15 protein-coding genes and 5 pseudogenes are annotated in these 23,120 nt (G+C 40.8%); 16 read left to right on the forward strand and 4 right to left on the reverse strand.

From position 1 onward, the window contains the following. Positions 1-473 precede the first annotated feature (473 nt). The 3 genes and pseudogenes from ACFOU2_RS07970 to ACFOU2_RS07980 form a co-directional block, all read left to right on the forward strand. Positions 474-698, forward strand: a pseudogene (locus tag ACFOU2_RS07970) (flavodoxin family protein); the annotation flags it as partial. A 142-nt stretch (positions 699-840) separates the two neighbouring features. Next, positions 841-2,106 (forward strand): ergothioneine biosynthesis protein EgtB, encoded by a 1,266-nt coding sequence (gene egtB / locus ACFOU2_RS07975; protein WP_377913976.1) that lies wholly within the window; start codon positions 841-843, stop codon positions 2,104-2,106. Positions 2,107-2,527: 421 nt separating this feature from the next. Next, the gene (locus ACFOU2_RS07980) at positions 2,528-2,791 is read left to right on the forward strand and encodes a hypothetical protein (RefSeq protein WP_377913978.1); all 264 of its coding nucleotides are present in this window, start codon (positions 2,528-2,530) and stop codon (positions 2,789-2,791) included. Positions 2,792-2,937: 146 nt separating this feature from the next. Here the strand turns inward: ACFOU2_RS07980 and purF are convergent, their stop codons facing one another. Continuing rightward, a complete protein-coding gene (gene purF, locus ACFOU2_RS07985; protein WP_377913980.1) occupies positions 2,938-4,317 on the reverse strand; it encodes an amidophosphoribosyltransferase in 1,380 nt (459 codons plus the stop codon). Between the two features lie 219 nt (positions 4,318-4,536). Here purF and ACFOU2_RS07990 point away from each other — a divergent pair. The 10 genes and pseudogenes from ACFOU2_RS07990 to ACFOU2_RS08035 all read left to right on the forward strand — a co-directional run. Then, positions 4,537-5,081: pseudogene (locus ACFOU2_RS07990) on the forward strand (ATP-grasp domain-containing protein); the annotation flags it as partial. A gap of 332 nt (positions 5,082-5,413) precedes the next feature. Beyond that, positions 5,414-6,133, forward strand: a complete 720-nt coding sequence (purC, locus tag ACFOU2_RS07995) for a phosphoribosylaminoimidazolesuccinocarboxamide synthase (protein ID WP_377913982.1) — start codon at positions 5,414-5,416, stop codon at positions 6,131-6,133. Continuing rightward, the gene (gene purS / locus ACFOU2_RS08000) at positions 6,126-6,392 is read left to right on the forward strand and encodes a phosphoribosylformylglycinamidine synthase subunit PurS (protein WP_377913984.1); all 267 of its coding nucleotides are present in this window, start codon (positions 6,126-6,128) and stop codon (positions 6,390-6,392) included. Before purC ends, purS begins: the two co-directional genes overlap by 8 nt. A 1-nt stretch (position 6,393) precedes the next feature. Continuing rightward, positions 6,394-6,573: pseudogene (locus tag ACFOU2_RS08005) on the forward strand (phosphoribosylformylglycinamidine synthase subunit PurQ); the annotation flags it as partial. Then, positions 6,555-7,220: pseudogene (purM, locus tag ACFOU2_RS08010) on the forward strand (phosphoribosylformylglycinamidine cyclo-ligase); the annotation flags it as partial. The pseudogenes ACFOU2_RS08005 and purM, both read left to right, overlap by 19 nt. Then, on the forward strand, positions 7,217-7,795 hold the full coding sequence (gene purN / locus ACFOU2_RS08015) for a phosphoribosylglycinamide formyltransferase (RefSeq protein ID WP_377913986.1): 579 nt from the start codon (positions 7,217-7,219) through the stop codon (positions 7,793-7,795). The pseudogene purM and the gene purN, both read left to right, overlap by 4 nt. Then, a complete protein-coding gene (gene purH, locus ACFOU2_RS08020; protein ID WP_377913988.1) occupies positions 7,792-9,324 on the forward strand; it encodes a bifunctional phosphoribosylaminoimidazolecarboxamide formyltransferase/IMP cyclohydrolase in 1,533 nt (510 codons plus the stop codon). Before purN ends, purH begins: the two co-directional genes overlap by 4 nt. Before the next feature lie 15 nt (positions 9,325-9,339). After that, on the forward strand, positions 9,340-10,602 hold the full coding sequence (gene purD, locus ACFOU2_RS08025; protein ID WP_377913990.1) for a phosphoribosylamine--glycine ligase: 1,263 nt from the start codon (positions 9,340-9,342) through the stop codon (positions 10,600-10,602). Positions 10,603-10,691: 89 nt separating this feature from the next. Then, complete coding sequence (locus ACFOU2_RS08030) at positions 10,692-12,197, forward strand: DHA2 family efflux MFS transporter permease subunit (RefSeq protein ID WP_377913993.1); 1,506 nt, start codon at positions 10,692-10,694, stop codon at positions 12,195-12,197. A gap of 547 nt (positions 12,198-12,744) precedes the next feature. Beyond that, positions 12,745-13,764: a LacI family DNA-binding transcriptional regulator gene (locus tag ACFOU2_RS08035; protein WP_377913995.1), complete on the forward strand. Its 1,020-nt coding sequence runs from the start codon at positions 12,745-12,747 to the stop codon at positions 13,762-13,764. 184 nt (positions 13,765-13,948) lie between these two features. On the opposite strand, the gene ACFOU2_RS25680 is transcribed toward ACFOU2_RS08035, so the two are convergent. Next, positions 13,949-14,299, reverse strand: coding sequence for an alpha-glucosidase C-terminal domain-containing protein (locus ACFOU2_RS25680; RefSeq protein WP_449237046.1), 351 nt, complete (start codon positions 14,297-14,299; stop codon positions 13,949-13,951). Positions 14,300-14,302: 3 nt separating this feature from the next. Beyond that, positions 14,303-14,866 (reverse strand): annotated as a pseudogene (locus tag ACFOU2_RS25685) (alpha-amylase family glycosyl hydrolase); the annotation flags it as partial. A gap of 728 nt (positions 14,867-15,594) precedes the next feature. Between ACFOU2_RS25685 and ACFOU2_RS08050 the strand changes: the two are divergent. Continuing rightward, positions 15,595-16,785: an MFS transporter gene (locus ACFOU2_RS08050; RefSeq protein ID WP_377913997.1), complete on the forward strand. Its 1,191-nt coding sequence runs from the start codon at positions 15,595-15,597 to the stop codon at positions 16,783-16,785. Between the two features lie 259 nt (positions 16,786-17,044). On the opposite strand, the gene ACFOU2_RS08055 is transcribed toward ACFOU2_RS08050, so the two are convergent. Next, positions 17,045-17,557: a hypothetical protein gene (locus ACFOU2_RS08055; RefSeq protein WP_377913999.1), complete on the reverse strand. Its 513-nt coding sequence runs from the start codon at positions 17,555-17,557 to the stop codon at positions 17,045-17,047. A gap of 963 nt (positions 17,558-18,520) precedes the next feature. Between ACFOU2_RS08055 and ACFOU2_RS08060 the strand changes: the two genes are divergently transcribed. Both ACFOU2_RS08060 and ACFOU2_RS08065 read left to right on the forward strand, forming a co-directional pair. After that, complete coding sequence (locus ACFOU2_RS08060) at positions 18,521-21,067, forward strand: glycoside hydrolase family 31 protein (protein ID WP_377914001.1); 2,547 nt, start codon at positions 18,521-18,523, stop codon at positions 21,065-21,067. Positions 21,068-21,163: 96 nt separating this feature from the next. Further along, positions 21,164-22,981 (forward strand): glycoside hydrolase family 66 protein, encoded by a 1,818-nt coding sequence (locus tag ACFOU2_RS08065; protein WP_377914003.1) that lies wholly within the window; start codon positions 21,164-21,166, stop codon positions 22,979-22,981. Positions 22,982-23,120 lie beyond the last annotated feature (139 nt).

Raw genomic sequence — 23,120 nt, forward strand, 5'->3', positions numbered from 1 at the left:
GGCACCAATTAAGATAACGTCTGTTTTTTTCTGTCTGTCGCTCATTTTCCCCATCCTTATCCCCTAAGTTTGCAGAAAGGATGTAGGCGCTCCTGCTTAGATGCCACAAAAAGCCAGGCGCGACCTAGGAACACACCTTTTCTGTCTCAATTATAACTATATCATAGTCTATTATAATTATTTATAGATTAAAATATCTACTATTATCTGATAATTATAAACTATTTAAAGCTTGTAAAAAAGTGAGAAGTCCGTCCACAAGGCCCTAGGAACACACAAAAGCCAGGACCAAAACTTTAGCTTCTTGCAAGGGTTAAGGCTTTGGTTCGCCGTTACCAGTGAACCGACACCCTCTAATTTTCGCAATGAAAACTTCCCTACACTGGAAATTTTTTATTTTTATCAATATCAACAGTAGACTCTAATATAGCCATTTCGTAAAATTAAAATAGCCGATATTTTAGTGATTGGTACTGCTCAATGGTTTATCCCATATAGGATTCACCATTCTTCCGAATGTTGACCCGTATTAGGTGGGAGAAGCGGGACCAGGACCATCCTTTATTGAGGCGGAAGGAAATAAAAATGAGTTCACGATGCAGCATGCGCGTATTATGGCCTGTAATCTCATTCATTTTGCGCGCTTTTTGAAAGAGCATCCCGTTCTTGCAGAAGGCAATGTGGTAAAGAGTGACTAACAACTAAGTCTTGATGTTGGACAATCCTATAAAAAAACTTTTGTCAGCTTATAAGATTTATAACATGTTTTCCGTTGACCATGATTAAAATTGATAAAAAAGGTTTTAAATTTACTGAAATGCTAAGGAGAGGGAGAAATGTATGGCTAATAATAGTGTGAAAGATAGAATATCATCTCATTATAAGGCAATACGAGCATTCACTGAAGAGATTGTCCGACCATTAGAAATAGAGGATTTTATCATTCAAGCCACTGCGGATGTAAGCCCTCCAAAGTGGCATATGGCTCACACGACTTGGTTTTTTGAACGATTTATATTGAAAGAATTTAAAACAGATTACACAGAATTTAACCCCCATTTTGATTACCTTTTTAACTCTTATTATGAGACCATCGGACCTTTTCACCCTCGTCATAAAAGAGGTGTATTAACCAGACCGACTGTTGAAGAAGTGCATACATATCGAAAATATATTGATGAAAACATTTTTGAGTTGCTGGAGTATGTCGATGATAAAACGTTAAAAGAGATCAACGGCTTATTAGAAATAGGTTTACAGCACGAGCAACAGCATCAAGAATTACTTCTAACGGATATTAAATACAATTTTTCTCAAAATCCATTAACTCCTGTGTATGCAGCCTCTAAAGAAACTCCACAAGAAAATACTCCTTCGCTTTTTAAAGAATTTCAAGGAGGTTTAGTAGAAATTGGTCATCATGGCGAAGGTTTTTCCTTCGATAACGAGTGTCCTAGACATAAAGTTTGGCTAGAGCCATATAAGTTGGCTACCAGATCCGTAACGAATGGTGAATTTTTGGCCTTTATGGAAGATGGAGGTTATGAAGAACCGAAATATTGGCTATCGGACGGATGGGCAGCTGTAAAGAAATTTGGTTGGAACTCACCGCTATATTGGAGAAAGAAAAAGAAAGAATGGACTCAATTCACTCTCTCGGGAGAAAAATTGTTGAATCTTGATGAGCCTGTCTGTCATGTGAGTTTTTATGAAGCAGATGCCTATGCAAGATGGGCAGGAAAAAGGCTTCCAACAGAGCAAGAGTGGGAGCATGCAGCAGAGGGAATCATTCCAAAAGGTAATTTTGCTGAAAATCATTACTTACATCCGGTGTCTACTGTATTAGAGGAATCTGGACCGCTTTTTAAAATGTATGGAGATGTTTGGGAATGGACAAGAAGTTCCTATTCACCATACCCGGGCAGCAAACCGTTAGAAGGTGCACTGGGAGAATATAACGCTAAATTCATGTGTAATCAAGTGGTGCTAAGAGGAGGCTCATGTGCTACCCCTTCTTCCCATATTCGTGCTACGTACCGCAATTTCTTCCAGCCGGAAAAACGTTGGCAGTTCAGTGGAATACGTTTAGCGGAGGATTGGTCATGAAAACAACAAAAGCTAACATGAAAAGCAGTGGTTTTTTTAATGATTGTTTTAAAAAAGCTTTTTTTTAGTAGATAAAATAGACAAAGTCATCTTATGCTGGTTGAATAAATTTTATATCAAAATGTTGAGGGGCGGACTCAAAAGCCTTCAGGGAATGGCAATTATCTATTTTTCTGCGATGAACCGTCACTGAAATCCTGGATTTTTCATGACGGTTCATCGCAGGAGGGTATCATACTTTGGGACACCCTCTTCTATTTTATGAGGCGGTTTAATGTAAGAACGAAATGTGCAGAAACTCTTATGGAAATCAGTTAACGGTTTCAATCTTTTTAAAAATGATGGATATTATTGGTATAAAAATGAAATATTTCCACCACGTTAATGATAAAAGCAGAAAAATAAAAACGAGGTGTGAATGATGGATTTTGTTCTTCGACAGTTAACGAAACAAATTAATGATTTGAAACAAGCGCGCGATGATCTGGATGATTTAATCGATGATACATATGAACAAGTGGATCAAAGGTTAGTTCAAGATTTGGATGACCCGGCAGTTGAAGAATTAATAGATCGAATTCGGGAATGGAACTATAAACGGGATGAACTGGATGATTTGCTCGACAGGTTATACGAAAAGCTGGATCAATATGACGATCTTTATCCGGGAGCAAGCAGTATGTAAACCGTTTATCTTTATACAAGAAATAGAAAGACATAAAATGAGTGTCATAACTTCTCTCTGTTTTATCATATGCAGAGTCAGACGAACGATTTTTATGCTGAAAGTCTAACAGGGCGCGATCAATAGGAACGCGCCTTGTTAGTTACTCACTTCAGGTACAGGTTGGTCCGATAAGCCCCGCTGAAACAGGCTATACATCGATTGCTGGTTTCTGCAAGATTCACATCTACCGCTTCTAACAATCCTTCGGTGCTCAAAAAGGCCAATGTATCCGCTCCGATAGCCTCTCCCATTGCTCGTTCATGTTCGAGCCTGTTGGCAAATAACTCTTCTTTTGTCGGCATATCAATCCCATAAAAACAAGGATTTCGAACCATCGGTGAACTAATGCGTACATGGACTTCTTTGGCGCCAGCCTGCCGAATCAATTGGACAATTCGCTTGCTCGTTGTTCCCCTTACAATCGAATCATCGACAAGCACGACCCTTTTTCCTTCGAGAATTTCTTGAACGGTGCTCAATTTGAGGCGAACGGCCAATTCGCGCAGTTCTTGGGTAGGTTCAATGAATGAGCGGCCCACATATGGATTTTTGATCAGCCCCATCTCATAAGGGATTCCTGATTGTTGGGCGAAGCCAATAGCGGCCGGGACGCTCGATTCGGGAACGGCAACCACCACATCCGCTTGTGTCGGATGTTCCTTGGCCAAAATTTGGCCTAATTCTTTTCGAATCGATAAGACGCATCTTCCTTGAATGACACTATCAGGCCGGGCAAAATAAACAAATTCAAAAGAACAAAGGGATAGCTCACTCTTTGGAGCGAATCGTCCCGTTTGAATCCCATTTTCGTCAACAAGAAGCCATTCTCCCGGTTCTACATCCCGCCAAAACTTCGCATCAACCGCATTCAAGGCGCATGTTTCTGAAGCAGCGACGACAGCTTCACCGATTTTCCCAAGGGTGAGGGGACGTAAACCATGACGGTCCAGGGCAATCAGCATCTGTTTTCCCGTCATGATAAGTAAAGCGAACGAACCATCGATTTGCGTAAGAATATCAGGCGCGGCCTGTTCAAAACGGTTTTTGCTGGAACGGGCGATAAGGTGGGCGATGATCTCTGTATCGGTTGTTGTTTGGAATATGCTTCCCTGCTGCTGTAACACATTTCGTTCTATTCTTGCATTTACCAGATTGCCGTTATGGGCGACAGCCAAGTCTCCCCCACTATATTTAAAAACGAGGGGCTGTGCATTTTGCAATAAACTTTCACCGGAAGTTGAATATCGAACATGGCCAATTGCCATATTTCCGCACAGTCCATCGAGAATGTCACGTGAAAATACTTGGGTCACTAATCCCATTCCGCGGTGATGCTTAAATGTTTTACCATCGCTCACCACGATTCCTGCACTCTCCTGACCGCGATGCTGAAGAGCGTGAAGTACGTAGTATGTTAAATCGGCTGCTTTGGGGTGATTGAAAACTCCAAATACCCCGCATTTTTCCTTCATTTCTGAAGACATTCTTGTCCCCTCCCGTTTATACCATTTTCCCTATTTTCTGTTGAAGGATCATTTCTATCCTGGTATAACTTGCTGTGTACATAAATTCGTTGACGGTGTCGACATCCAAAAATTTTTCTGTTTTTGGAACTAAAAAATTGGGATGCAGGGTAATCTAAAACCATTAAACTACCTGGAAATCCATGGTCATTGTGACAGTTTTAAAGGAGGAGAACTCCCGTGAAAGTAATTAAACCAGGCTCAACCATCGGCATCTTAGGAGGAGGGCAGCTGGGAAGGATGATGGCGTTAGCTGGACGGAATATGGGGTACCGATTCATTACATTGGATCCAGGACCGGACTCCCCGTGTGGACAAGTCGCCGATCGCCAAATCATTGCTTCCTTTTCCAATCTGGAAGCAGCCAGGGAATTGGCCGGCTCCTCTGATGTCATCACTTAAGAATTTGAAAATGTAGATGCCGATGTAGCGTCCATTTTAGAAAGGACTTCCTTTGTTCCCCAGGGAAGCGGGCGGAATCCATCGCATTGAAGATTGCTGATGCCCTACATGCAGTCGGAGTAATTGCCATAGAGATGTTCCTCACGAATGACGGTCAAATTTTGGTTAATGAACTAGCTCCAAGACCTCATAACTCTGGACACTATACCATGGATGCATGCGTGACTTCTCAATTTGAACAGCATATTCGTGCAATATGTGGAATTCCGTTAGGAGATACTTCACTTTTGGCGTCTGTAGTAATGGTCAATGTTTTAGGTAAGCTTCGAAGGAGACAACATGATTGGCGTTCAGAAATGTCGGAACGCTTTATTTGATAGTAGCCGTATTTATGAAATTGAACAAGAACCGGGATATGACGTGATCATATTCACTCGTACTGCTTTCAAAACACTTCACATGGAAAAGAACCGGGTGCATGTTCGATGAACTCCTGCAGGCGTTATGTATATACACTATCTTTTTCCACATTATGAAGAGTGTTAAACAAAGATAATCCTGGCGATTGTTCCTGCTATCATGGGCATCTATAACACGTGGAGTGATTCTTATATGATTGGGTCCGGGATAAACGTAAGCCAAGGAGAGAAAAATAATGGAGAAGTTAGCACAGCTTTACGAAGGTAAAGCTAAAAAAGTGTACAAAACATCAGAACCTGGAATGGTTTGGATCGAATATAAGGATGATGCCACGGCCTTTAATGGAGAAAAAAAAGGACAGATCGCCGGAAAAGGAATGTTGAACAACGAGATTAGTGCCATTTTTCTCAGTTTATTGAAGGAAAAAGGGGTGGACAATCATTTCATTAAAAAAATCTCTTCGAGGGAACAAATCGTGCGACAAGTCGATATCATTCCGATTGAAGTGGTTGTTCGAAACATAGCGGCAGGTTCACTCGCCAAAAGGTTAGGGTGGGAAGAAGGAACGGAGCTTCCACAGGCGATAGTAGAATTCTATTACAAAAATGATGAGTTAGGTGACCCCTTCATCAACAATGATCACGTTGCAATTCTTGGACTTGCGACAGAATCGGAATTAGCGGACATTCATAAACAAGCTCTTCGAATCAATGAAATCTTGAAAGAATATCTTATGACCAGAAATCTGATCTTGGTTGATTTCAAATTGGAGTTCGGTCAAACACCAGAGGGTCAAATCATCTTAGCCGATGAAATTTCTCCGGATACTTGTCGGTTCTGGGATGCACATACAAAGGAAAAATTGGATAAAGATCGGTTCAGACGAGATTTAGGAAATGTAGAAGAAGCCTATCAGGAAATCTTACGCAGACTTGGGGGGAAAGTGGATGTTTAAAGCAACCGTATATGTGACATTAAGAGAAAGCGTTCTTGATCCGCAAGGAAGTGCCGTTCATGAATCGCTGCATGCTCTTGGATTTGACGAGGTTGGAGAAGTTCGAATAGGCAAATATATGGAACTTGAAATCAATGCTGATGATCAACCGAAGGCTGAAGAACGTGTCAAAGACATGTGCGAGAAACTGTTAGCCAACACGGTGATTGAAGACTATAGGTTTGATCTGAACAAGTATGAACGGAAGGGAGAGGAATAAGTTGAACTTTGCCGTTCTTGTATTTCCTGGTTCAAATTGTGATGTAGATATGTATAAAGCCGTTGTAGATACGATAGGGCAGCCTGTTGAGTATGTATGGCATCAAGAGTCTGATTTATCAAAATATAATGTCATCCTTGTTCCCGGAGGTTTTTCTTATGGGGATTATTTGCGGCCGGGTGTGCGCTAATTGGCGGGAAAACCGCCGAGATGCCGGGTATGTATCAAGACGGAGAATATGATATCGCCGGATTTACCGTAGGCATGGTGGACCGGAAGCATCTCATTGATGGCTCTGAGGTGAAAGAAGGCCACGTATTAATCGGATTAGCTTCCAGCGGTGTACATAGCAACGGGTTTTCCCTCGTTCGCAAAATTCTATTGGAGGACGCAAAACTCTCATTAGACAGCTATGTGGATGAATTAGGGGCTCAATTGGGCGAAGTGTTACTTGAACCAACCAAAATTTATGTCAAATCCGTCCTATCTATCCTAAAGGAGTTTACCGTCCATGGGCTGGTTCATGTCACAGGCGGGGGGTTCCATGATAATATTCCACGTGTTATTCCGGAAGGCCTGCAGGCCGAAGTGGAGGCTGGATCTTGGAACGTTCCCAAAATTTTCTCTTACATCCAACAAGTGGGGAATATTTCCGATTATGATATGTTCCGTACGTTTAACATGGGAATTGGCATGATTTTAGTTGTCAATCCAGAGGATTCTCGGGCGATTGTAGAACGCCTTCAAACGTTGGGTGAAGATGCCTGTGTGATCGGAACGGTGCAGAAAGGAACCGAAGGTGTCTTTATTAAGAGGGGGGAAGCATGAATATCGCCGTTTTTGCTTCTGGAACAGGTTCTAATTTTGCCGCGATTCTTCAGGCCATAAAAGCAGAGCAAATCAAGAATGTGGAAGTGGTTTTATTAGTCAGTGATTACCCTGAAGCTTTGGCGGTCCAAAAAGCGAAGGATGAACATATCCCGGTTTTTGCCTTTAAGGCAAAGGATTATCCTGACAAACAAGCTTATGAAAAAAGGATTCTTGAAAAATTAAAAGAAAGACGAGTGGATGTTATCGTATTGGCGGGGTATATGAGACTGATTGGCGATGTTTTGCTGCAGGCTTACGGCGGAAAAATCATCAATGTCCATCCTTCTTTGTTACCTGCCTTTAAAGGAAAAGATGCGATTGGCCAGGCTCTTGACTATGGGGTCAAAGTGACTGGCGTCACGGTTCATTTTGTTGATGAAGGAATGGATACCGGTCCGATTATTGCCCAACGGGTTGTCAAAATAGATAAGGATGAGACAAGAGAAACATTGATGAAAAAAATTCAGGAGCAGGAGCACAGGTTATTACCACAGGTGATACAGAGCCTGGCGAATAAGGAGACGGTTCAATGAAAAGAGCACTGATCAGCGTTTCAGATAAAACAGGGATTCTAGAATTGGCAAAAGAATTGACAGCGCTTGGTGTTGAAATTATATCGACAGGTGGTACGGCAAAATTACTCGCTGAGAATGGTGTCAACGTAACAGGAATTTCAGAGGTGACAGGTTTTCCGGAAATTTTAGATGGACGGGTGAAAACTCTTCATCCTAATATCCATAGTGGTCTTTTAGCGATCCGGGATAAGGAAGAACATCGAAAGCAAATGGAAGAATTGGGAATTCAGCCAATCGATTTAGTCGTGGTGAACTTATATCCATTTAGAGAAACAATCGCGAAGCCGGATGTCACGTATGAAGATGCCATTGAAAATATTGATATCGGCGGACCCACCATGCTGCGGTCTGCAGCCAAAAACCATGCCTTTGTTACCGTTGTGGTCGATGCCGAGGATTATCCTGTAATCTTGAATGAGATGAAAAATGGGGGCGTCACCCTGGAAACGAAGAGACGCTTAGCTGCGAAAGTGTTCCGTCACACGGCCGCTTATGATGCCCTGATCTCTGATTATTTAACCAAACAAACAGGCGAAGAATGGCCGGATCAATATACCGTTACATTTGAAAAGGCCCAAGACTTACGATATGGAGAAAATCCCCATCAAAGAGCAGCTTTCTATCGTCTGCCATTGGCTAAATCCGGAACACTGGCTACAGCCGAACAATTACACGGGAAAGAATTATCCTACAACAATATCAATGATGCAGATGCGGCCTTGCAATTGATAAAAGAATTCGATCAACCGGCTGTGGTTGCCGTAAAGCATACGAACCCATGCGGGGTAGGTAATGGGCAAACGATCTTCGATGCCTACCAAAAGGCTTATGAATCCGATCCGGTATCAATTTTTGGCGGTATTATCGCGGCAAATCGTAAAATTGATAAAGCAACGGCAGACAAGATGAAAGAAATATTCCTTGAAATCATTATGGCACCTGATTTTGATGAAGATGCGTTGGAAGTGTTAACCCAAAAGAAAAATCTTCGCTTACTTAAATTAGGCGAGTTAAAAATCGAGGCGGAACCGGAACTTCGACTTTCTTCTATTGCAGGGGGCGTTTTAGTTCAAGAAGAAGACGTAAAGCAAATTAGTTCAGCGGACCTTCGTGTCGTAACAGAAAGGCAGCCTACAAAAGAAGAAGTGGAACAGCTGATTTTTGCCTGGAAAGTAGTTAAACATGTAAAGTCGAATGCCATTGTTTTGACTAAAGACTTTCAAGCGATCGGGGTAGGGGCTGGTCAAATGAATCGGGTAGGGGCTGCCAAAATCGCCATCGAGCAAGCGGGAGACAAAGCAAAAGGGTCTTCCCTTGCTTCCGATGCGTTCTTCCCAATGTCGGATACGGTCGAGGAAGCAGCAAAAGCAGGCATCACGGCCATCATTCAGCCGGGTGGGTCCATTCGAGACGAGGAATCCATCCAAGCAGCAAATAAATATGGAATTGCTATGGTGTTTACAGGGATAAGACATTTTAAACACTAGGGAGGGAAGAGAAAAATGAAGGTGTTAGTTGTTGGTGGAGGCGGTCGCGAGCATGCCATTGTCTGGAAACTGTCTCAAAGTCCTAAGATCGATCGTATTTATTGCGCTCCTGGCAATCCGGGTATAGCAGAATTAGCGGAATGCGTATCTATTTCGATTTCAGATATCGAGAAATTAGCTGAGTTTGCAAAAAAAGAACAAATTGAACTTACGTTTGTAGGACCAGAAGAGCCTCTCTTACATGGCATTGTGAATCACTTTAAACAGCAAGGATTGACTATATTCGGTCCTACCAGGGAAGCGGCGCTGATTGAGGGCAGTAAAGCGTTCGCCAAGGAATTAATGATGAAATATCGTATCCCTACCGCTAAATATGCTTCTTTTACCAACTATGAGGAAGCGCTGGCCTATGTTCGTACGACAGGAGCACCAATCGTCATTAAAGCGGATGGTTTGGCCGCGGGAAAAGGTGTTGTTGTGGCTCAAACCGTAACAGAAGCTGAAGAAGCGCTTAAGACCATGATGGAAGAGGCAGCCTTTGGTTCGGCAGGGGCAAGGGTGGTCGTGGAGGAATTTTTGGAAGGGGAAGAGATGACCTTGCTCGCTTTTGTGGATGGAACTACCGTGAAGCCGATGGTTCCCGCCCAGGATCATAAGCCGGTATATAATGGCGACCAGGGGCCTAACACGGGTGGAATGGGAACCTATGCACCATTGCCTCAGGTTAATCCTTCCATGGTAGAGCGGATTGTTCGCGAAATTGTCGAGCCAACGGCAAAAGCCATGGTAGAAGAAGGCCGGTCTTTTGAAGGGATTCTCTATACCGGTTTGATGCTGACCAGGGAAGGTCCGAAGGTGATTGAATATAATGCTCGTTTTGGCGATCCGGAAACCCAAGTCGTTCTTCCCCTGTTGGAAACAGATCTGCTCGATATTTTTATCGCCGGTCTTTCAAAGGGATTAGAAAATATGGAGGTGAAATGGAAAGACAAGTCTGCCGTTTGTGTCGTTATGTCTTCCGCTGGTTACCCTGGGCCCTACGATAAAGGAAACGTGATTCAAGGGTTGGATCAAATATCTTATCCCACTATTGTATTCCATGCCGGAACAACAAAAAAAGATGGCGAGCTCATCTCCTATGGCGGTCGTGTCCTAGGTATCACTTCCATTGGTGATACGCTGCAAGAAGCGAGGGATTTAGCCTACGGGGCGATAGAGAAGATATCGTTTGAAGGTGCTCATTACAGAACGGACATCGGCTCCAAAGCTTTGCGTTAGAATGGATGGATCCATCAACACTTGATCAATTAGTACATGAGAATGGAGATTTTATTAAATGTAAAAAATATAGAGAGGTACGTTATTAAATGAATACTCAAAAAACATCCGACAGTCCGGTTCGTACGCGTCCTATTTTCGGTGTAATGCTTGCCGGAGCCTTGGTCGCATTTCTAAATCAAACGCTGATAAATATTGCATTGCCCCAAATGATGAAGCATTTTCATATTGAGGCTGCAACCGCAAACTGGTTAACGACCATTTTTATGCTGGTCAACGGGATCGTCATTCCGATTACCGCTTTCTTGATGGACCGATTCACGACAAGACAGTTGTATCTTACTTCAATGGGACTTTTCGCTGCAGGAACCTTAATTTGCGGGATAGCTCCGAACTTCTCGGTTATCTTGATTGGTCGAGTTGTGCAAGCTGCAGGAGCCGGGGTTCTGTTCCCTTTGATTACGAATGTCATTTTTACGTTATTTCCACCCGAACGCCGCGGTTTTGCCATGGGTATTTTCGGTGTTGCCATGAACTTTGCCCCGGCTGTAGGGCCAACGTTATCAGGATGGGTTGTCCAACACTATTCCTGGCGGGTGCTGTTCTTTATCATTTTCCCAATTGCTCTTATTGACTTTTTAGCAGCGATTTTTCTGGTCAAAAATGTGACGGAAACGGGCCGTCCAAAGCTCGATGTGATTGGTGTAATGTTGTCTACCATTGGATTTGGCGGAATTCTATACGGTTTTGCTACAGCAGGAACGAAAGGTTGGGATAGTGCTGAAGTCATCACTATGTTTATCATTGGCGGCATCAGTCTAATTTTATTTGTATGGCGTCAATTGGTTGTTGAACATCCAATATTGGAGTTTCGTATTTTTCGCTACCCGATCTTTACCTTAACCACTATAATCAACATCATTGTGACAATGGCCATGTTCTCAGGAATGATCTTGATGCCTATTTATATGCAGAATGTTCGTGGATTCTCACCGTTACAATCGGGATTAATGCTTTTGCCAGGCGGTATTGTAATGGGGATCATGTCCCCTATTACCGGAAGAATATTTGATAAATTCGGAGCCAAATGGCTTGTCATTATCGGTTTGGCTATAACGATCGTGACTACATTTGCGCTCACACGTCTAGAAATTGATACAACTTTCAGATATGTGGTAGTGGCGTATACACTTCGAATGTTTGGAATGTCATTAGTGATGATGCCGATCTTTACGGCAGGGTTAAACGAATTGGCACTTAGTTTAAACAAGTATGGAACAGCCATGGTAAACACATTAAGAATGATCGCAGGTGCTGTTGGGATGGCATTTTTTGTATCAATCATGACAAATAGGGGAGCGAAGCACGTAAAAGAAATCTTGATGCAACATCATATTCTTCCAACAGATAAGACACATATGCCAATGGCGGTAAATCAAGGAGCTGTAATGGGGATCAATGATGCGTTCATGGTAGCTACATGGTTAACGGTAGGCGCGTTTATGTTGTCGTTCTTCATTCGGCGGACTTCACCAAAAGAGGACACGATAACAAATCGTATTAAAAAATCTAATAAAGAGCCGGCGCTGCAGTAAAATAATGTAAATACATGGTAGGTATCATGCTCTTATAGATGACACATGGAATGCCGCATTTGGATAGTATTCGGCACATTTGGAGCGTGTAATAAAACTAATATTAATTTAAAACAATCAATCTCACCTCTACCTTGACAGGGGAGAGGTCGCTGGTTCGAACCCAGTCGGAATCATACTAGCAAAAAAACGCAATATGACGGCGTTTATAAACTAATATCTAACATAGCTCTTTGTGAAGTGTTGAGATAGTTTTAGCTGAAGTGTTGCGTTTTTTCCCGTTTCACGGCTTCTTTTGTACACGTTATCAATACGTGATGAAAGGGGCTTTTTTCGTGTGGCTTTAAAAGGTTTTATTAGAGGTTCATTGCAATTATCTTGAATTCTTTGCACCTGAACCTTACATCTTAGTAGATGTGCCAATTCATTAGGGGCTAATAGGAACGGCAACAGAGCAGAAAAGAAATTAACAACCTTAAAAATTGAATTTTAGCATTTTCAAAGGATGTAGTGTATCATGTAAGTAGAAGATTTGGAGTGAATGATCATGTCAGTAACAATAAAAGATGTCGCGAAACTCGCAAATGTAGCACCTTCAACAGTATCAAGGGTAATTGCAAACAGCCCGCGTATTAGCGAACGGACGAAAAAACGGGTAAGAGAGGCAATGGAGTATCTGGGATATCATCCGAATTTTAATGCCAGAAGCCTTGCAAACAAAAACACTCAGGCAATTGGTCTTGTGATGCCGAGTTCGGCCGATAAAGCATTTCAAAACCCGTTCTTCCCTGAAGTCATTAGAGGAATCAGCACAAAGGCACATGAAAAGAATTTTGCTATTTATATGTCAACAGGGCAGACCGAACAAGAAATCTATGACGGTGTCGTCGCAATGATTCATGGAAGACGTGTTGACGGTATCCTGCTTCTCTATTCGCGGGTTGGTGACAGGATTATATCCTTGCTGCAAGAGAAGAAGTTTCCGTTTTCAGTGATCGGCAAGCCGTCCAAGGGCGCGGAGCAGATTACTCATGTGGATAACGACAATTTCAAAGCTGGGATGGAAGCGACTGATTATCTCATCCAACTTGGCCATGAACGCATCGCCTTTGTCGGCGGAAGTTTAGACCTTGTTGTTACCATTGATCGGATGCTCGGTTATAAGAAGGCATTAGGAGATGCGGATATTCTATACCGGGATGATTACATCGTCCAAGAAGAATTTCTGAAGGAAGGCGGAAGAGAAGCAATCATGGGTCTCATGTCATTGCAAACTCCACCGACAGCACTTATAGTAACGGATGATTTAATGTCCTTCGGCATCATGGGCAGCATCGACGAAATGGGCCTTTCCGTCCCTGAGGATATTTCAATCGTCAGCTTTAACAATTTGATGCTGGGCGAATTTGCTAAACCGCCATTGACTTCAATAGATATCGATATTTTTAAACTCGGTTATCAAGCGGCTGGGTGTCTATTGGATCAAATTGAAAATTCGGACCAAGAGGCAAAACGGGTAATTGTCCCGCATAAATTGATTAAGCGGCAGACATGTCAACGTCTGTGAATTGCTTGAATCAAGACTAATTAAGAAACTAAAGCTTTTGGAGATGTTGACAAAATGGGGTGAGAGTAAAACTCTCACCCCGTTTTGTTGTAACTACCTATTTTCTATATAAGTTGAATGATTCTGGTGCAGAAAGCATTTGATAGAGATGTAGAGCCTACAAGGCCTGCGCTATTCCAGATTATCATGTAATAGTATCAGTATGTCCAAAATTTAGAGATTGATTGCAATTATCTTGAAGTTTTTGCACCAGAACAGAATAGAAAATCCCTCTGTTGAAAGGAGCAACAAAGGGACTTTCTACTATTACAGAACTTTGAGCGGGAATTGTTAATGTTATTTGCTTGTGAGCTTTCTTTATTTTTACTTTATTTGTTTCGTAAAGAACTTTCTTTACATCTACATCTTCAAGACTCACGCTTACAGGCTGTTCTGATAAGTTATGGAGAACAATATTTGATTGGTTCTCATAACTGCGCTCAAAAGCCAAAATATGTTCGTTATTTGTTTCGATAGGCTTGATGTCACCTTTCATTAAGACATCATTGGTTTGGCGAAGATGAGAAAGATTGCGGTAATGATTCAGTAAGGAATTTCGCTCTTCATTTTGTTCTTCAACGGATCCCCCGGCTTCATCGTATTTAGATTCAATCCAGGTTGTTTGCTCAGCTGTCTTGTGCGGTGCCCAGACAAGCGGTTCACGGATATGTTCATCAGGCTTGTCGCCTTTCATGCCGATTTCTTCTCCGTAATAAATGAACGGGTTACCGGCCAATGTCATCAAGATGGAGGCTGCAAGCTTTGCCTTTGCTGTATCTCCTTCGAATTCTGACATAATGCGTGTGTCATCATGATTGCGTAAAAATGCCGCATCCAGTGCACCCCGGCCTGAAATTTGCTCATAATACTCATTCATTTCGCTCTGAGCTCCTGCAATGTCAAGATTTTCACCGTGCAAGACCGATTCAACAATCTTTTCTGAGAGATCAAAGTTAAATAAGGAGTTCATTCCTTTATAGTAAGGAGCAACTGTTTCTTTCTCATCCCATACCTCTCCTACAAGATAAGCACTTGGGTTAACTTCACGGACCGCTTTTTCAAAATCTACCCACCATCTCTATTATGCTAACGTTTGCGCAACTAAACGACAATACGAATAAATACCCATTTGAAAAACGGGACTTTTTCGACCCTCATAAAGAAAGACCTTTATATCAAGGACTGAAGGGTAGAGAACAGTTTCATTTTATATTTGCCATAAAAAATTAATATTAAATTTTTACAATTTTTAAAATCGCAACTCTAAAATCCGGAAACAGTTAAATAAACTAAAACAGGCGGCCATATATATTAGCAGTTCCTTCTTATTGCGGCTGTACAATAACACTGTTTTAGCTGTTTTTGAACTTTAACAATCCCTCTTATTAACTGTTTGCTCATATTTTATAGAATGACCATTTGTAAAATATGACGAAAAAAGATAGAATAAAGCTTAGTATTTTATAAGAATTTGTGTAACCGTTTGTATCTATATAGATCGATTTAGAAAATTCGACCTGACCAAAGAACGGCCATGCCAAATTTTCTAGACCTAAGCGGCTGGCACCCCCCTTGCGGGGTTGGCGCCAACCGCATAGGTGAACCCTTGAGGGTGAATTCAAGTTGTCTGGATTACCGATTGTGATGCCTCTTGATTGAATGAAGATGTGTCGAGTTATTAAGTGGAATATATATATAAAGTCTGTCTTCACTGCTGAAAATGAAATTCGCTTTTTAGAATAATATAATCTTGTCTATTATTCGTTTACTTAATAAAGGGAGTGGAAAAAAATGAACAAGCAAAAAATGCAAGTAATATTTCTTTTGTTTGTCACCATGTTTGTACTAGGTGGCCTTGCTAACACAAAAGGGATTATTCTTGAGCAAGTAAAGGGAGACATCGGACTAAGCTTAAGCCAAATTGGTCTCGTCCTGTTTGTTTTCCAATGGGGTTTTGTTATTGCGAGTATGGTAACGGGATACCTAACCGATAAAAAAGGGCTTCGTTTTATGATGCTGGTAGGTGCCGTGAGCATGACAGCCGGTTTGCTTTTGACTGGTTTTGCAGGAAGTGCTTTATTCTTTTTAGGTTTTTATTCAATTGTTGGCCTTGGCATTGGCTCTATGACGGTTTCCATTAATGCCATCATTCCTGCTTTATATAAGGAAAGTGCCGGATCGATGTTTAATATTGCCAACGGCATTTTTGGCCTTGGAATGATTTTTATGCCAATCATTATGAATATGATGTTTGACCACAGTTTAACATGGCGTTACTTCTATATTGGACTGGCTGTGATTATTGCATTGACAATGGTGGTTATTGTTTTCTCTAGTTTGCCAAAACCTCCAGCGGAAGAATTGAACATTAAGGATTTTTTAGGAACGATTAAAAATAAAGAGTTTTTACTTATTGTTTTATTCTTGATGTTTTATGTGTCAACGGAAAACGCATTTATGAATTTCTTCCCAATTTATTATACATCTTTGGATATTGCTAATATGTCGTTAGAAGAAAAGCGTGAAATTGCAGCTTATGTGATTGCAAGTTTTTCTGTATTGTTTACAATTGGCCGTTTTGCAGGGGGATTTATAAATTATAGGTTAGGAGAGAAAAAGACGCTTGTGCTCTTTTCTATTCTTTCTGTTATCGCGCTAATTGCCAGTAAACTACTTGCAGCTCAATGGGTATACTTATTTATGTCTGTAGGATTGGCATTTTCTGTTTTGTTTCCAACGGCTACGGCTATTGGTACCAAAACGACAGACAAAGGTGGTTCTGCCTTGGGTTTTGTATATGTAGCAGCTGGTATTGGGGGAGCAATGGCAGGCTGGCTTGTTGGAATTCTTTCTGATATTTTAGGGCCTTCTGTTGGCTTCAATATCCCAATTATATTTGTTGTCATTATGCTCATTATTGCATTATTGATTAAAGGGGAAAAGCCGAAGGAAAAGGGATCGGATATAGGAGAGGTTGCGTAAAAGGCTCGGGTTTTCGAGTCTTTTTATTTCGCCTTTTATTCAAGGATGATATCGGCTTATGGAGTACTTATATTCCACCGTAAAACGAACAGGGGAGACAACTGTTCCGCGAAGGAGGGGAGGAAATTACAGCCAAAGCATATACAAATATGAATATTACCCGCTTTGGTGCAAACTTTTAGACTATGAAGCAAGTAATCTGTATCAATAATCTTATCAGCCGGGTGTCCGCTTTCCGTCAATTCTTCAATTTCAGGTCCTAAATAAAGATCTGTCTGCCAGTATCCATCCGGCAAATCAACCTCAATCGTATACGTACCTGGGCCATAAACCTTTGTGACATTATCGTAGCTAGTCTGACCCTCATATGGTTTGCCGTCTTCTTGAGGTACTGTTCCTTCAGGATGACATAGCTTGTAAAACTAATCTCGACCGGCTCCATGCCTTCAGGAACCTTAAACGTAGCTGTTTCATTGTTAATGCTGGAATTAAAAAATTGATCGAGCGGACGCTGAGGGTCAACATGTTCGTTCAATTCGATATTTTCTTTTACCGTGATGGACTCGCTCCACAACTCTCCCGTTCCCGGGTGGTTAGGACGCTGATAGGCTTTAAACATATAATTGCCAGCCAGAAGTCGATCTGGTGCATAAATCAGTTCCCGCGTTTCGCCAGTTGTTAACGCGTTAACAATTCCAGTGGAAACAACCTCACCATCTTTTGGATTGCCTTTTGCCGACCCAAAAACCTCATACGTCACTTCCCCCTTCATGGCTCTAGAATCCTCACCATTTTTTATCGTCGCAAAAATGCCATCGGAATTTACATTTTCTGTGATAAATGATAATGAGCTTCTATCCCATGCTGATGGCTCTTGTGCTCCGGGTTGTTTTTGTCCCTTTTGGAGATTAGCTTTTTCAGTTTGCTCATGCTTTGTTGATCAGCCAATGTTGTATGTGCAGGTTGCACAAATTGAATTGCCAGCAATGATGCAGTTATGATACCTGTAGAAATTTTGTTTCCCTTTTTCAGATTGCTCCCTCATTTCTATGATTTTAAGCAGATTGTAAGGATAATTTTCATGTTCATCATTCTATAATGGCAGTGGATAGAGCGCATTCTTAAGAATGAATGCCGCACTCCTTAATGCAGAGAGTGGAACCATTTGTTAACCAACTCCTCCATTTTTTGCGCAAACGTTTGCTCTAACCTACTTATGGATAAATTTAAAAGATTTTTTCATCGGAGTCAATTGTACAAAAAGAAGACAGGTTATCATTTGAAATGAGTTAAATCCTTTCAAAACATGGGATGTAATCGTTTTATTGAATGAAAAAGGAAAATAAAAAAACCAACTATTCTACTACTCAAAAATCAAAGGATCATCTTTTTTTAATTCACCTTCTTAGTATTCGTATTCAAAAGAAAAAAGGCTCTATGTTCTTTTGAATGTTTTTGTGCTGGAATCTATTTTTATGTTACAAAAACAGTTAAAAAGTCAGGATTTTTTAACTAGATAAGAATATAATATGCAATAAACTAGATAGAACGTTTCATTTTTACGTCTCGGTTGAAAGTGCTTTCGATAAAAAAGAAAGCGCTTTCATCTTTGTCCTATCAATGTCGATAGGTATTATTCCTTACCTTCTCCACTCCAGGAAATCTCGTTGACAGAGTATTTTCTCGTTCGGTATAGTTGCCCTGTGTTTATCAAAATTTTATACGAGGTGAAAACATGAACTTATCGAAAAAGTCATTACGAGTTTTAGCGAGTCTTTCACTTGCAGCCACTGTCGGTTTGACTACAACAGCTCCTAATGTTCTGGCAGCTGTTACTCAACCCGAGGCAGACACTCCTTTAGTGAAAGAAAATCTTCAAAAGCTTTCTGTTCAAGGATTTGAGGAGCTTCCAAATGGTGTCAAGTTAGACTTAGGAACAAATGAAGCCTATATCCGTCTATTTGACAAAGATCTAGTAAAAGTTTCGATAGTAAAAAAAGGTGAGAAAGAATTTGAATCAAGAGGAATTGCCAAAAAAGCGTCCGAATGGAAAACTCCGGCCTTTAGTGCAAACGTTAGCGCAGATACATACACGTTAAAAACAGATGAAATCACGGTTGAAATTAAAATGAAACCATTTGGTGTACGCTTCCTTGACAAGCAAGGAAATGTCATCAATGAGGATTATGTAAATCAAGATCAAACATCCGGCTATGAGAACGGAAAACCTTATGTATTCAAGAAAACAGATAAAAATGAAGCTTTCTACGGCTTCGGTGAGCAAGCTGGATTGGAGTTCAACAAACGCGGTGACAGCATCGGTATGTGGAATACAGATGCGTACTCCTATACGAAAGATACAAAATATGTATATACAACAATCCCATTCTTTATCGGTTTAAAAGATCAAAAAGCATATGGTATTTTCTTTGATAACACACACCGTTCATATTATGAAATGGCCAGCGAATCTGATGATTACTACTATTTCTATGCAAACGGCGGCAAGTTAACTTATTACTTTGCATATGGTCCTGAAATCAGCGATGTTGTTGACCGCTATACGGATTTAACAGGTAAAATGGAGGCTCCTCCAGAGTGGTCATTAGGTTTACACCAAAGTAAATGGGAATACACAGCAGATGAAATCGTAAATGTGGCTAAAACATACCGTGAAAAACAAATTCCATTAGACACAATGCATTTCGACATCGACTATATGGATGGCTACCGTGTATTTACATGGAACGAAAAATACAAAGACGCATTAAAACAATTAAAATCAATGCCTGGATTCCATGCGATTGCGATTAACGATCCGGCTGTGAAAAAAGATGAAAACTATCGCATGTATCAAGAAGGTACTAAGAATGACTACTGGGCGAAAAACGCAGACGGCACTCCGTTCATTGGTCCGGTATGGCCTGGGGATTCTGCTTTCCCAGACTTCTCTAAACAAGAAGTTCGCGATTGGTGGGCTAAAAACCATGATACGTTACTCAATGAAGGTATTGACGGTATCTGGAATGATATGAATGAACCTGCTGTATTTATCGACACCGACACCATGCATCATACAATGCCTTTAGATGCCTACTTCGGATCGGATGATAACAAAATCATGCATACTGAGTACCATAACTTATACGGCCATGATGAGGCAGATGCGACTCACCAAGCATTTAAAGAGCACAAACCTGGCACTCGTCCGTTTGTATTAACGCGTGACATGTATGCAGGTACACAGCGCTGGGCTGCATTATGGACAGGCGACACTGTATCGAACTGGGAACACTTGCAAATGTCACTACCTATGATCTCAAATGCGGGACTATCAGGTGTATCATTCGTTGGTACAGATATTGGCGGCTTTGCTAAGCGACCAGATGCAGAACTATTTGCTCGCTGGATTGAAGTAGGCGCATTCTATCCATTCTCTCGTATCCATTATGATAGCGATGCAAAATCTGAAATCAAGCAAGGGCAAGAACCCTGGGCATTCGGTCCAGAAGTTGAAAAAATCAGCAAGAAGTATATTGAAATGCGTTATCAATTACTTCCTTACTTATACAATGAGTTCAAGGAAGCAACAGACAGCGGTAAACCGGTCCAACAACCGCTTGTATATCAATTCCAAGATGATGAAAAAACGTATGACATCAACGACCAATACATGTTCGGTGATTCTATGATGCTTGCTCCGGTTGTAAAACAAGGTCAAACTTCACGTCAAGTTTACTTACCAAAAGATGTGAATTGGACAGATTACTGGACTGGCAAAGAATATACAGGTGGACAAACTCTTACTGTAGACGCACCGCTTGGTCACTTACCAATTTTCGTGAAAAAGGAATCAATTATTCCAACTCGTGAAGTACAACAATATACAAATGAAAAACCATTAACAAACCTTGTCTTAGATACGTATCTGGACGAAAAAGCTTCATATACATTCTATGAAGATGACGGTGCAACAGAAGATTACAAAAAAGGTGAATACAACTTAACGAAGTTCGATGTAACACGTAAACCAAACGCTATTACATTCAATCAAAAACAACAAATTCGCAGCTACCAAGATTCTAAGTTGCAGCAATATACGTTGAAATTAAATAACGTAGAAAAACCATCTAAAGTTCAAGCTGGTAACAACAAGTATCAAGGGGTTGGTTCACTGGCAGAAACTCAAGGTAAAACAAATACATTCTTCTACGACGCAAACACAAAAGTGCTTTATGTAAGCATTCCGGCAGATGAGAAGAAAGAAGTTCGAATTCGTTAAGTTAGACATGAAACAGTATAAAGAAGGGACTAGCATTGTTGCTAGTTCCTTCTTTTCAAATAAGCAAGTTGTTTCTCAGTAAGGAGTGAGATTTTTGTGTTATACAACAAGAAAATTCTATTATTATTGCTTTCTCTTTTGTTGTTGTTGATGACAGTAGTTATTGCAGAACGCTTCTCTCCTTCTTCCAAAGAGGAAACAACAGAAGAAGAGACAAAGGCTCCTCTCAAGCAGAAAAAAATTATTCAACATATAGAAACCGATAAAGCTTCCTATAAACCCGGTGAAATGGTCTATTTCACAACTCAATTACCAGATTCATATTCAACGGGAACCTTAAAAATCACATACTATCATTTAAATGATGTCATTTCTCAGCAAAAGTTGAAGATAACAAAAAATGAGGTACATTGGACATGGCAGCCACCAAAAGAAGATTTCAAAGGATATTTAGTTCGTGTACAGTTTGAATCTGAAACCGAACAAGACCGTCAAACCATTGCAGTAGACGTTTCAAGCGATTGGTCCAAATTCCCGCGATATGGATTTTTATCAAAGTTTCATGATATGTCCAACGAAGACATGGAGTCTGTTATTTCTGGGCTGAATCGTTATCACATTAATGGATTGCAATTTTATGATTGGCATTATAAACATCATCAACCTATTAAATTAGAAAACAATGAGCCTGCAGCCCATTGGGAGGACATTTCCAATCGCCCTACCTCGCTGCAGACGATTAAAACATATATCGATTTAGCCCACGAACGAAACATGAAAACGATGGCGTATAACCTCTTATACGGCGCTATTGCGGAAGCTGAAAAAGATGGCGTCAAAACAGAATGGCGTTTATTCAAAGATCGGCAGAAAAATGCTCACGACTACCATCCTTTACCTGATGAGTGGAAAAGTGACGTGTTTCTAGTCAATCCGGCTCATGCTGAATGGCAAACATATTTAATTAATCAACAAAAAAAAGTGTACGAGTCTCTTCCTTTTGACGGCTGGCATATTGATCAACTTGGTCCACGAGGAAATGTGTATGACTATAATGGGAATCCAGTAGCATTGGACGAGTCCTTCCAATCGTTTATAGCAAATGCAAAAACAAAGATGCCGGATAAACGTTTAGTCATGAATGCCGTAAACCAATATGGACAAAAACAACTTGGTGAATCTCCTGTTGATTTCTTATATACGGAAGTATGGGATTCATACAAATATTATAGCGATTTAAAACGTATCATTGATGAGAACAATCAATACTCAAAAGGAAAATATAACACGGTCTTAGCCGCTTATATGAATTATGAGTTTTCCAATCAGCCGGGAACATTTAACACACCTGGTGTTTTACTAGCGAACAGCGTGATCTTCGCTTCTGGGGGCGCTCACTTAGAGCTGGGTGAACACATGCTGTCAAAAGAATATTTTCCACATGAAAATTTAAAGATGAATAAATCTTTGCAAAGCAGGCTCTTACATTATTATGATTTTCTTGTCGCTTATGAAAACTTGCTTCGCGATAACCTACAAGAGGTGCCGATTACTGTTCGTTCGTCTGATTGGGTGCACTTCTCTTCTCAACCAGAGCAAGGAAAAATATGGAGTTTCGCGAAACAAAAAGCGAATAAAAAAGTCATTCACTTTATTAACTTCTTCGATGCCACAACGCTAGAGTGGCGTGATACAAACGCAAATCAAACAGAGCCTCAAGACCGTAAGCAGTTAACCGTTCAGCTTGAAGAGGATCGACCCATTAAAAAAGTTTGGGTGGCTTCGCCAGACAAGCATAACGGTGTTCCGATATCTCTTAACTTTAAACAGGAAAATAATAATGTCACCTTCACACTCCCTAGTCTTAAATACTGGGATATGGTCGTGATCGAGTATGAACAATTAATTAAATAGAAAAGGATTAAAGAATAGATGAAGAATGTGTGGGCAGTTGTAGGACTTAGTTTATTGTTAGTGGGATGTGGAAATGACAAAGTGAATGTGGATAAAGTTAAAGGAACGCAAATATCAAAAGAACAATCAGCAAAAGAGC

It is taken from the genome of Bacillus songklensis, from assembly GCF_042649685.1.
GTDB lineage: Bacteria > Bacillota > Bacilli > Bacillales > Bacillaceae_H > Bacillus_BA > Bacillus_BA songklensis.